Source organism: Vibrio sp. 5S239 (assembly GCF_041439575.1).
Lineage (GTDB): Bacteria > Pseudomonadota > Gammaproteobacteria > Enterobacterales > Vibrionaceae > Vibrio > Vibrio kanaloae.
This window is the reverse complement of record NZ_JBGOOM010000004.1, coordinates 118,984-131,596: the sequence shown is the minus strand read 5'-3', so window position 1 is coordinate 131,596 and position 12,613 is coordinate 118,984. Positions and strand designations below refer to the sequence as shown.

8 protein-coding genes are annotated in these 12,613 nt (G+C 43.5%); 6 read left to right on the top strand and 2 right to left on the bottom strand.

Annotated elements, in window-relative coordinates; translation table 11 throughout:
* Positions 1-188: 188 nt before the first annotated feature.
* The 4 genes from leuO to ilvN all read left to right on the top strand — a co-directional run bounded on the left by leuO (position 189) and on the right by ilvN (position 5,852).
* The gene (gene leuO, locus ACED48_RS05190) at positions 189-1,148 is read left to right on the top strand and encodes a transcriptional regulator LeuO (protein WP_017055989.1); all 960 of its coding nucleotides are present in this window, start codon (positions 189-191) and stop codon (positions 1,146-1,148) included.
* Between the two features lie 200 nt (positions 1,149-1,348).
* Positions 1,349-3,157, top strand: a complete 1,809-nt coding sequence (locus ACED48_RS05185; protein ID WP_017055990.1) for a long-chain fatty acid--CoA ligase — start codon at positions 1,349-1,351, stop codon at positions 3,155-3,157.
* Positions 3,158-3,616: 459 nt separating this feature from the next.
* Positions 3,617-5,356: an acetolactate synthase 3 large subunit gene (locus tag ACED48_RS05180; RefSeq protein ID WP_017055991.1), complete on the top strand. Its 1,740-nt coding sequence runs from the start codon at positions 3,617-3,619 to the stop codon at positions 5,354-5,356.
* Position 5,357: 1 nt separating this feature from the next.
* Positions 5,358-5,852 (top strand): acetolactate synthase small subunit, encoded by a 495-nt coding sequence (ilvN, locus tag ACED48_RS05175; RefSeq protein WP_029626929.1) that lies wholly within the window; start codon positions 5,358-5,360, stop codon positions 5,850-5,852.
* A gap of 675 nt (positions 5,853-6,527) precedes the next feature.
* On the opposite strand, the gene pykF is transcribed toward ilvN, so the two are convergent.
* Positions 6,528-7,940, bottom strand: a complete 1,413-nt coding sequence (gene pykF, locus ACED48_RS05170) for a pyruvate kinase PykF (RefSeq protein WP_017055994.1) — start codon at positions 7,938-7,940, stop codon at positions 6,528-6,530.
* A 429-nt stretch (positions 7,941-8,369) separates the two neighbouring features.
* On the opposite strand from pykF, the gene ACED48_RS05165 reads away from it, so the two are divergent.
* Positions 8,370-9,140: a DeoR/GlpR family DNA-binding transcription regulator gene (locus tag ACED48_RS05165; RefSeq protein ID WP_029626931.1), complete on the top strand. Its 771-nt coding sequence runs from the start codon at positions 8,370-8,372 to the stop codon at positions 9,138-9,140.
* Between the two features lie 101 nt (positions 9,141-9,241).
* Positions 9,242-11,074 (top strand): glutamine--fructose-6-phosphate transaminase (isomerizing), encoded by a 1,833-nt coding sequence (gene glmS / locus ACED48_RS05160; RefSeq protein WP_017055996.1) that lies wholly within the window; start codon positions 9,242-9,244, stop codon positions 11,072-11,074.
* 104 nt (positions 11,075-11,178) lie between these two features.
* Here the strand turns inward: glmS and ACED48_RS05155 are convergent, their stop codons facing one another.
* The gene (locus ACED48_RS05155) at positions 11,179-12,447 is read right to left on the bottom strand and encodes an O-acetylhomoserine aminocarboxypropyltransferase/cysteine synthase family protein (protein WP_017055997.1); all 1,269 of its coding nucleotides are present in this window, start codon (positions 12,445-12,447) and stop codon (positions 11,179-11,181) included.
* Between the last annotated feature and the right edge of the window lie 166 nt (positions 12,448-12,613).

Here is a 12,613-nt window from a genome sequence, read left to right as displayed (position 1 = left end):
TAAGCACTATTTAATTATGGAGGTAAAATAAAATTATTCTTTATCAATCTTGTTGTTAGCTCGAGATGTATTGGTTAATAGTAGTGGTAATTCGAAAAATATCGATATGATAAATATAAGAACTGGTGGTTATCTATTCCCACACTATTACCAATTTAACGCTGTCGAACTGACCAGAGGCAATTTGAATGTTAGAGAAAAAAGACGCAATGAGTGCAATTGCAAGCTACAGAATGGAAAGCACACTTCGTGGAGTAGATTTAAACCTTTTGACTGTATTTGATGCCGTAATGCAAGAGCAAAACATTACGCGTGCAGCTCATAACCTGGGAATGTCTCAGCCTGCTGTAAGTAATGCGGTTGCTCGCCTAAAAGTGATGTTTAACGACGAACTATTCATGCGCCAAGGTCGTGGTATTCAACCGACTCAACGTGCTCGTCAATTGTTTGGCCCAATCCGTCAAGCGCTGCAGTTAGTGCGCAATGAATTACCAAGCTCGGTATTCACTCCAGAATCGTCTTCTCGTTTGTTTAAACTGGCAATTTGTAGCCCTTGTGATATGCGTTTTGCTCCTAAGATCATGTCGAGAATCCATGGACAAGCGCCTAGCGTTAAATTGCACATGGATGCCGAATTTGATCGTCAGCTCTCTGAGCGTATGCGTTACCAAGAAATCGACTTCGTGATTGATTACGCTCGTTTTGATGAGCAGGGCTTCTCAAGTACTGAAATCTTCCAGGATGAGTTGGTTGTTGTTGCATCTGTTTCTCACCCTCGTATTAAAGGTGAAGTAACAGCGGCTGAGTTACTTAATGAAAAGCACGCTAAACTGTCTCGTATTCATGGTCAACGTAGCTTCTCAGAGCAAGCGTACCGTGACCTAAATTGTATGCCTTTTTACGAAGGTACGAGCTTGAGTAACGTTCTATATGTTGTTGGTCAATCGGAACTTGTCACGATTGCTCCACGCTGGATGGTTGAACATGCAGCGAATAAAGAGCAGCTGCAGATCCTAGACTTCCCATTCAATAATGCAGCGATTTCTGGCTTCCTTAGCTGGCATGAGTCAAGTGAGAAAGACAAAGGACACATTTGGTTACGAGATCAGTTAATGATGATCTGTGGCGAAGTCGTGGCACTTAACTAGCATTAATGCCATGATTTATCAGCCCTAAGCTAGGAGTCTGGCTTGGGGCTTTTTTGTACCTACTATTTTTTGTTGATAGAAAACTTAGCGTGAGACGTACTATTACTGATAACTTTGAGCTTCATCAGTTGCCTTTTCCATGATCAGAGGTACACTTGTGCGCTCAAAAAAGCTTACAGGTGTAAGCCAAAGGTAAAGAGATGGCCAATTTAGATTTTCATATCGTAAAAAGACTGCGTGACCAAGTAGCCCAAGGCGGCAACCGTATAGCTTTGAAGCATAAAGTAGACAATGTATGGCAAGGTATTAGCTGGGAACTGTTTGGACAACAAATCGATACGCTTTCATTAGCACTATTGGCTCAAGGACTGAGAGTTCAAGATAAGATCGGTATCTATTCAAACAATATGCCTCAGTGGACAGTGGCAGATTTTGCCTCTTTACAAGCCCGTCTTGTGACCGTTCCGATTTATCCAACCAACACCGCGGCGCAATCTTCTTACATTATCCAAAATGCGGATGTGAAGATCTTATTTGTTGGCGAACAAGTTCAGTTTGATGCGGCAGTGAAGCTCTTTGATGAATGTGAACAACTTGAAGTCGTTGTTGCTATGTCTGACAATATCGACCTTCAAAACCACAGCTTTGCTGTCTCTTGGAAAGAATTCATGGCTCGCGGTGTTGAATCACAGCAAGCTGAACTTGATACTCGTCTTGCCGATGCAAGCATGGACGACTTACTGACCCTTATTTATACCTCTGGCACCACTGGCCAACCAAAAGGCGTAATGCTTGATTACACCAATATTGGCTATCAACTAGAAGGCCACGATGAGCGTCTTAGTTTAACGAAAGACGATGTCTCATTGTGTTTCTTACCTTTATCTCACGTATTTGAGCGCGCTTGGACTTTTTATGTCCTTTATAAAGGCGCAACCAACTGTTACCTGCAAGACACCATGCAAGTTCGTGATGCGTTGAGCGACGTTAAACCAACGGTTATGTCTGCGGTTCCTCGCTTCTACGAGAAGATCTTTTCAGCGATTCACGAGAAGGTATCCAAAGCACCGTTTATCCGTAAAGTGCTCTTTACTTGGGCGGTGAACATGGGGGCTAAGCTCTCTGTTTGTCACCAAGAAGGTCGTACGCCATCGTTGCTCCTTAAGAAGAGTCATGCGCTAGCCGATAAGCTTGTACTATCGAAACTACGTGCATTGCTAGGTGGCAACATCAATTTCATGCCATGTGGCGGTGCGAAGCTGGATGAAACCATTGGTCGTTTCTTCCATGCTATCGGTATCAACGTAAAACTTGGCTACGGCATGACAGAAACCACGGCTACAGTATCGTGTTGGGATGATCGTTGCTTTAATCCTGACTCTATTGGTATGTCGATGCCGGGCGCAGAAGTAAAAATTGGTGCTAAGAACGAGATTCTTGTTCGTGGACCAATGGTGATGCGCGGTTACTATAAAATGCCAGAAGAAACGGCAAATACTTTTGACGAGCACGGCTTCCTGAAAACCGGTGACGCGGGCCATTTTGATGAAAACGGTAACCTGTTCATTACCGATCGCATTAAAGAGTTGATGAAGACCTCTGGCGGTAAGTACATTGCCCCACAAGTGGTTGAAGGTGCGATTGGTAAAGATCACTTTATCGAACAGATAGCTGTTATTGCTGACACGCGTAAATTCGTTTCTGCATTGATTGTGCCTTGTTATGACTCGTTAGAAGAGTATGCCAAAGAGCTTAATATCAAATATCACGACCGCGTTGAGCTGGTTAAGCATCACCAAATCGTCGAGATGCTAGAGAAGCGTGTGAATGACCTGCAACAAGAACTGGCTAAGTTTGAGCAAGTGAAGAAATTCAAACTACTGCCAAAAGCGTTTTCTATGGATGATGGCGAGCTGACGCCAACTCAGAAATTGCGTCGTAAGGTTATCAATGATAAGTATCAAGACGAGATCGAAGAAATGTACACTGAAAAGCCGAAAGATAAGTAGTTTTCTACTTAGATAAATTTTCAGTTGTTTAAAAATCCCTCTACGAATGTGATTGCATTTTTAGGGGGATTTTTGGATCTATGGCCTCAGTATAATGTGCGAAAGCGCACACCAATAAGGTTGTCATTTATAGATAAATAGCGAACTTTTTAAATATTAAGTGCTTTTTTTTTATTATCAATGAGTGTTTTAAACTGATTGTTGAGCTTGGTTTGGATTTTATTTGTTGTTTTCAGCTAATAGTTGGTTTTTTGGCATAATTGACGAATAACAGCGGTTAGACCCGATGATAATAAAGCGTTAAAGTTGTTTCGTATTACTGTTTGTTGTTATCACGATAGACAGACATAGCCGAAAAAGTGGAAGTATTTCGAATTAGGCTACGAATAAGCCCTAGACTATGAAAAACCAGACCAACATGTTAACCAAATGTGATTGGAAACTGGTGAGGAGAGCAATATGACAACAAAACCTGAAACAGCCATGTTATCCGGAGCTGAGATGGTGGTGCAGTCTCTAATTGAAGAGGGTGTAGAACAAATCTTTGGTTACCCAGGTGGTTCTGTACTTGATATCTATGATGCCCTGCATGCTAAAACTGCTAAAATTAAACACGTATTGGTACGACACGAACAAGCCGCGACCCATATGGCCGATGGTTATACTCGTTCTACCGGTAAACCCGGTGTAGTACTTGTATGTTCTGGTCCTGGCGCAACCAATACCGTTACTGGTATTGCTACGGCCTACATGGACTCAATCCCAATGATCGTTATTTCTGGTAACGTACCAAATAACCTTATTGGTAACGACGCCTTCCAAGAGTGTGACATCGTGGGTGTATCCCGTCCGATTGTTAAACACAGCTTTTTAGTAAAGAAAGCGGAAGACATTCCAGATGTCGTTAAAAAAGCATTCTATATTTCAACGACAGGACGTCCTGGTCCTGTGGTTATCGATTTGCCAAAAGATATCCTAAATCCACAAATCAAACTTCCTTATGAATACCCAGAAACCATCAAAATGCGTTCGTACAATCCAACGCTTACTGGGCACAAAGGACAGATCAAGAAGGCATTAAAGGCACTTCTTGAAGCGAAAAAACCGGTACTTTACGTCGGTGGTGGTGCTGTTATTTCTGAGGCAGATAAACCGCTGTTAAAATTAGCAGAGGCACTGAATTTACCTGTTGTCAGTACTTTAATGGGGCTTGGCGCTTTCCCTGGCACTCATAAGAACTCTTTGGGTATGTTGGGTATGCACGGTTTGTATGAAGCCAATATGGCGATGCACAATGCCGACTTGATCTTTGGTATTGGCGTACGTTTCGATGATCGAACGACCAATAACCTAGATAAGTACTGCCCGGATGCGAAGATCATGCACATTGATATCGACCCATCTTCTATCTCTAAGAACGTAAAAGTGGATCTGCCGATTGTAGGTTCAGCAGAGAAAGTATTAGAGAGCATGGTCAATCTGCTTGTTGAGCAAGGCGGAACCAACGACGCGCAAGCGATGGAAAGCTGGTGGAGCGAAATCAAGCAATGGCAAGATCGTGATTGCTTAGCGTATAACAAATCTTCTGAGCGCATTAAGCCACAACAAGTTATTGAAACACTGCATAAAGTAACTAATGGCGATGCGTATGTTGCTTCTGATGTAGGCCAACACCAAATGTTTGCTGCATTGTATTATCCATTCAATAAGCCACGCCGTTGGATTAACTCGGGTGGCCTAGGCACGATGGGCTTTGGTCTACCTGCTGGAATGGGTGTTAAGTTTGCGAAGCCAGATGAAGAAGTGGTTGTAGTAACCGGTGACGGTAGTATTCAAATGAACATCCAAGAGCTGTCGACTGCGCTGCAATACAATATCCCGGTTAAGATTATTAATCTTAATAACCGTTTCTTAGGCATGGTAAAACAGTGGCAAGACATTGTTTATCAAGGTCGTCACTCTAACTCATATATGGACTCTGTTCCTGATTTTGCTGCTATCGCTGAGGCTTATGGCCACGTTGGTATGCGCATTTCATCTCCGGATGAACTGGAATCAGGTTTGGAAAAAGCACTGGCGATGAAAGACCGTTTGGTATTTGTCGATATTAGTGTGGATGACACCGAGCACGTATACCCAATGCAAATCAAAGGCGAGGGTATGGATAACATGTGGCTAAGCAAAACGGAGAGAACATAATATGAGACACATCATTTCACTATTAATGGAAAACCAACCCGGTGCGCTTTCTCGTGTGGTTGGCTTGTTTTCTCAGCGTGGCTACAACATCGAGTCGTTGAACGTATCTCCCACTGACGATCCAACGCTTTCTCGCTTGAACGTAACGACTAACTCGAACGAAATGCAGCTAGAGCAGATTCAGAAACAGCTGCACAAGCTTATCGACGTACTTAAGGTACAAGAAGTTTCTGAGTTTGAGCACATCGAGCGTGAATTATTGATGGTAAAAGTACGTGCGAGCGGCTTTGCTCGTGCTGAAGTGAAACGTACCGCAGATATTTTCCGTGGCCAGATTGTGGATGTGACGGCTTCGCAGTATACGGTGCAAATGGCCGGTACCAGTGAGAAGCTGGATGCTTTCATTCAGGCGTTGTCTGAAGTAACGGAAGTACTTGAAGTGGCTCGCAGTGGGGTTGTTGGCATCGCACGTGGTGAACGAGCGTTAAAAGCATAAACAAGAATTATTTAAGAGATAATGTTAAAGCCGCTTTTTTAAGCGGCTTTTATTTTGTCAACTTTGTCACTTTTCTATCTGAACAAAGCAAGATACTGCTGTTATTCCATGTACCTTGCCCCTTTCTAAGCAGCTCTAAAGTAAGAGCAAGAGCCAGTTGCGCCTCCTAATATTTTATTAGGAAGGGTTTTTATCCATATGCTACGGTTTTTGTAGCATTAGACTAAAGTCTAATGCTGATGATAATTTGAGCTAAACTGAAAAATAAGGAAACGAGCTTGCTTCACATTGCACCGTATTAAATGGTGCAACAAATTAGAGTGTTTATTAGATGTAAGAGGACGACACCGGTAACTTAGTTTAACTAGTTAGCTATATTTATCAACAACTTGAAAGGTAGCTTTCGAATTAGGCGAGTTGGAGCAAGAGTTTGAGGATCATACTGTCTGGTTAAAAGAGGCGTGGTATGTTTGTCGATTTTTTAGTGAGGTTAACCATAGGCATATTAGTCATTCTTGGCTTTCAACTGAGTGCACTGTACTTTTTACCTATGGTTGTGCTACTCAATACACATCATAAAGAGTTTTTTGGGTGGTAGTTCAGTCGTCATGCTGGATGCAAAAAAAACGGAGCTATCAAGCTCCGTTTTTATATTTTATGCGAATCGGTTCATTCTTATAGAACGTGAACAGATGCCGTGTTTGTAGTACCAGAAGCGACTAGAGCACCAGAAACCATTACTACGATGTCGCCTTTGTTACCTAGGCCAGATTGTAGAGCGATTTCTTTACCGTTGATGTAAAACGCGTCTGTGTTCTCGATAGAGTCAACAAGAACTGGCTTAACACCTTTAGTAAGAACTAGCTGTGCAGCTGTCTTTTCGTTCGTTGTTAGAGCAAGGATGTTTGCAGTTGGGAAGTACTTACGTACTGAACGTGCAGACTTACCGCCTTCAGTTGCAACAACGATTAGAGGAGCAGCTAGCTTCTCTGCTGTGTCTACCGCGCCTTTACATACTGCTTCAGTGATGCGTAGACGTGGGCTGTCTAGACGAGAACCTAGCTCAGCTTTAAGCGCTGAATCAGTGCGGTTCGCGATTTGAGCCATGATAGTAACAGCTTCAACTGGGTACTTACCTTTAGCCGTTTCACCAGAAAGCATTACTGCATCAGTACCATCCATGATTGCGTTAGCAACGTCACCCGCTTCAGCACGAGTTGGACGTGGGTTGCTGATCATAGAGTCAAGCATTTGAGTTGCAGTGATAACCATCTTACGTGCGCGGTTACATTTCTCGATCATCATCTTCTGAGCGAAGATTACTTCTTCAGCTGGGATTTCAACACCTAGGTCACCACGAGCAACCATGATGCCGTCAGAAGCTTCAAGGATTGAATCGAAGTTATCGACACCTTCTTGGTTTTCAATTTTAGAAATGATGTGGATGTTCTCGCCGCCGTTAGCATTTAGCAGCTCACGGATTTCTTTAACGTCTTCTTCTTTACGGATGAAAGAAGCAGCAACGAAGTCAACGCCTTGCTCACAACCAAACTTAAGGTCAGCTTTGTCTTTTTCAGAAAGAGCTGGAAGTTGAACAGAAACGCCAGGAAGGTTAACACCTTTGTTTTCGCCTAGAGCACCGTTGTTAAGAACTTTACACTTAACTTCAGTTTCAGTTGTTGCGATAACTTCCATTTCGATTAGGCCGTCATCAACAAGGATAGTGTTACCTGCTGCTAGGTCTTTAGCAAAACCTAGGTAAGTTACAGCTACTACGTCTTTGTTACCAACAACTGTTGCGTCAGTTGTGAAAGTGAACTCTTGACCAGCTACTAGATCTACGTCGTTACCATCTTCAAGTTTGATAGTACGGATTTCTGGACCTTTAGTATCTAGAAGGATAGCAAGTTGCTCACCTTTGTTTTCCATTACTTTACGGAAATTCGCGATACGAGTGCCGTGCTCTGCGAAATCACCGTGAGAGAAGTTAAGACGCATAACGTTCATGCCAGCATCTACTAGTTCAGTTAGCTTCTCTACAGATTCAGTTTTAGGGCCAATCGTACATACGATTTTGGTCTTTTTCATGGAAGGTACTCTCCGGTAAGTATTGTTACAATTTGAAATTTATTTAAGTTCTGAAGATTGGTCCGCTACATCAACATTTTGTGCCTGTTGAGTAAAAGCGCGGGACTTTCAATATGTCCTTCAGAGTTGTAAGTCTTTCATCAATTTTAGTCATTTTATGACCAAAAGATTTTGATTCAACATCGGGTTTCTGTGACTTACGCCAATATATCAGGGGTAAGTTGCAAAAAAATAACGGTCAGTTCTGTAATTTTTTTTCTTTTAGGGTGCGGATTCTACCACCTAATGAGTTCAATATCACTGCTTAACAATTGTCTTAGGACAAGGTTTTATCTCTATTTATTAATTTTTTAGATCAAAATAAATGGACTAAATGGTTTCGTTGTAATTATAATATGTTTCATATCGAAACTTTGTGGCTTTTATTTAATGTCGAAACGAAACACTCAGCTCAGAAGGCATGCGATTTCTAACCTAGTGAATGAAAAAGGGGAGGTTAGTGTTGATGAATTATCCGCTAAGTTTGAAACCTCAGAAGTCACGATTAGAAAGGACCTTGCGTCTTTAGAGAAAAACGGTCAGCTTTTACGCCGTTATGGTGGTGCGATTTCTCTTCCGAAAGAAGTTGTGAACGAAGAGCTAGGTCAACAAGTTTCGACTCGAAAGGTTTTATTAGCAAAAGCCGCTGCAGATTTAATTCGCGACCATAACCGTATTGTTATCGATAGCGGAAGCACTACTGGCGCCCTAATTCAGCAACTCAATAGCAAGCGTGGTTTAGTGGTGATGACCAACTCATTGCACGTTGCTAATGCGCTTAATGAACTTGAAAGTGAACCGACATTATTAATGACGGGTGGTACTTGGGATACCCATTCGGACTCTTTCCAAGGAAAAGTCGCGGAGTCTGTACTTCGAGCTTACGATTTTGACCAGCTGTTTATCGGGGCTGATGGTATCGACCTAGATAGAGGCACAACTACGTTCAATGAATTGGTTGGCCTGAGTAAAGTTATGGCTGAAGTGTCACGAGAAGTTATTGTGATGGTTGAGTCGGAAAAAGTGGGGCGAAAGATCCCTAACTTAGAACTGGCATGGGAACACATCGACATTCTGATTACCGATACAGACTTAGGCGAAGAATCCCAAGCATGTATTGAATCACATGACGTTCGAGTGATCTTAACCGATCCAGCTTAAAAACAAATTTTAAGTATTTACCTTCCTATTATTGATCTTAATAAAGATATGGCCTTTGCTTGCTGCCAATAGGAATAAAACAAAATTGATGGAGTAAAAATATGTGTGGAATTGTTGGTGCAGTAGCACAGCGTGATGTAGCTGAGATTTTAGTAGAAGGCTTACGTCGCCTAGAATACCGAGGTTATGACTCCGCGGGTGTGGCTGTGGTTGATAATGAATCCAACTTAACTCGTGTACGCCGCCTTGGTAAAGTACAAGAGTTAGCCGATGCAGTAGAAGAGCAACACGTGACGGGTGGTACGGGGATCGCTCATACACGTTGGGCGACACATGGTGAACCATCTGAAGCGAATGCTCACCCACATATGTCTGGTGATATTGCTGTTGTGCACAATGGCATTATTGAAAACCATCAAGCACTACGCGCTATGCTACAAGAACGTGGTTACGAATTTACTTCACAAACCGATACTGAAGTTATCGCTCACCTAGTTGAGTGGGAACTTCGTACATCGGCTTCTCTCGTTGAAGCGTTGCAAAAAACAGCAAAGCAGTTAGAGGGGGCATACGGCACGGTAGCGGTTGATCGTAAAGATCCTAGCCGTATCGTTGTTGCTCGTTCTGGTAGCCCGATCGTTATCGGTTTTGGTGTCGGTGAGAACTTCTTAGCATCAGACCAACTTGCACTGCTAAGCGTCACTCGCCGTTTCATGTATCTAGAAGAAGGTGATGTTGCCGAGGTGACTCGTCGTGATGTCACGGTATTTGATGTTGCGGGCGAGCGTGTTGAGCGTGAAATCGTTGAATCAAACGCTGAACATGACGCTGGTGATAAAGGTCAATACCGTCACTTCATGCAAAAAGAGATCTTCGAACAGCCAACCGCGCTAATCAACACAATGGAAGGTCGTATCTCTGAAACTTCGGTTACCACTAACGCAATTGGTGTTAAAGCTGAAGAGATCCTAAGCAAAGTTGAACATGTTCAGATCATCGCATGTGGTACGTCTTATAACTCAGGCATGGCTGCGCGTTACTGGTTTGAATCTCTAGCGGGCGTAAGCTGTGATGTAGAGATTGCTTCTGAATTCCGTTACCGTGATTTCGTTGTTCGTCCGAACAGCCTATTGGTAACTCTGTCTCAGTCTGGTGAAACGGCGGATACGCTTGCTGCACTTCGTCTTGCAAAAGAGAAGGGTTACATGTCAGCAATGACTATCTGTAACGTTGCAGGTTCTTCGCTGGTTCGTGAGTCTGATTTTGCCTTCATGACTCGCGCAGGAACGGAGATCGGTGTTGCTTCTACTAAAGCTTTCACAACTCAACTAGCAGCGATGCTGATGATGGTAACGTCAATTGGTCGTCTACAAGGTCGTATCAATGAAGAGAAAGAAGCGGAAATCGTTCAAGCACTTCACCAACTGCCTGCTGATATCGAGAAAGCATTAGCGTTTGATAAAGAAATTGAAGCGCTAGCCCCTGACTTTGCCGATAAGCACCACACATTGTTCCTAGGTCGTGGCGAGTTCTACCCAATCGCAATGGAAGCGTCTCTTAAGTTGAAAGAGATCTCTTACATTCACGCAGAAGCCTACGCGGCAGGTGAGCTTAAGCACGGTCCTTTGGCTCTTATCGATGCAGATATGCCTGTAGTCGTTATTGCACCAAGCAACGACTTGTTAGAGAAGCTGAAATCAAACGTTGAAGAAGTACGTGCTCGTGGCGGTCTACTTTACGTATTTGCAGACCAAGATGCTGGCTTTGAAAGCGATGAGAACATGAAGATCATCAAGATGCCTCACGTAAATGAAGTAACAGCACCTATCTACTACACAGTACCGATGCAGTTGTTGTCTTACCACGTGGCACTAATCAAGGGTACCGACGTTGACCAACCTCGTAACCTTGCGAAAGCGGTAACGGTTGAGTAATCGTTAGCCTATCTAAGAAAATTAGATAATAAGAAGCCCATCCTGTGATGGGCTTTTTTGTGTCTGTTAGCTAACGATCAGCGTTAGATCTAGCTTTAACGGCGTTAAGCATTAAGTGCTTGCTCTAGGTCAGCCAAGATATCGTCAATGTGTTCAATACCAACTGAGAGGCGAATCATCTCTGGTGATACACCAGCTTGCTTTTGTTCCGCTTCGCTTAATTGACGGTGTGTCGTCGAAGCTGGGTGACAAGCGAGAGATTTCGCATCGCCAATGTTTACTAGGCGCTTGAAGATTTGCAGCGCATCATAGAAGCGAACACCGGCTTCATAACCGTCTTTTAAACCAAAAGATAGAATGGCCGATGGCTTACCTTGCATGTACTTTTCAGCGAGTGGATAGAATTCTGAATCAGGCAGGCCAGCGTAACTTACCCAACTGACTTTCTCGTGTTGCTTGAGATATTCCGCCACTTTCAATGCGTTCTCTGTGTGTCGCTCCATACGTAACGACAACGTTTCCAAGCCTTGCATTAACATGAAAGCATTCATTGGTGACAGTGCTGCACCTGTATTACGCAGGGGAACCGTTCTAGCTCGACCAATAAACGCAGCCTCACCAAAGGCCTCAGTATAAACCACACCATGGTAAGAGGGTTCTGGCTGATTAAATACAGGGAAGCGGTCTTTGTGTTGTGCCCATGGGAATTTTCCTGAGTCGACAATAACACCACCCAACGTTGTGCCATGGCCACCAACGTACTTTGTTAGTGAGTGCACCACGATGTCAGCACCAAAATCGATAGGTTTACACAACACAGGCGTCGCCACCGTATTATCAACAATCACAGGTACACCTTGTGCGTGAGCAAGCTCTGCCACACGTTCTAAGTCGATGATATTACCAGCAGGGTTACCGATACTTTCACAATAAACCGCCTTGGTTTTTTCATCGATTAATGCCGCTAAGCTTTCTGGTTTGTCGTCCTTGGCAAAGCGAACTTCTATCCCTTGGTTTGGCAACATATGAGCAAATAGGGTGTAAGTACCACCGTAAAGCTGAGGCGTTGAAACAATGTTGTCACCGATTTGCGCCAAGGTCTGAATCGCGTAGTTGATCGCCGCGCTGCCTGCACTCACGACTAAGCCTGCAATCCCACCTTCTAAGGCCGCCATGCGTTTTTCCAGCACATCATTGGTCGGGTTCATTATACGAGTGTAGATATTACCTGGCACTGCAAGGTTGAATAGGTCGGCACCGTGTTGTGCATCATCGAACTCATACGCGACGGTTTGATAAATAGGTGTCGCAACTGATTTAGTTGTTGGATCGGTTTCGTAGCCGAAGTGAATCGAGAGTGTTTCGTCTTTCATGAGTCTTCCCTGAACTATTGAACGATTTGTGTACGCTCATATTGCCGATTTTTTTATAAAAGAAAAGTAAGCTTAGTCACAGAGAGACAATTGGAATTGTGTGCGGGACGATTCGTTTGTAGTTAGGAAGTGCAGGGCGCGATTGGTACTGAACCAGAAAAGCAAA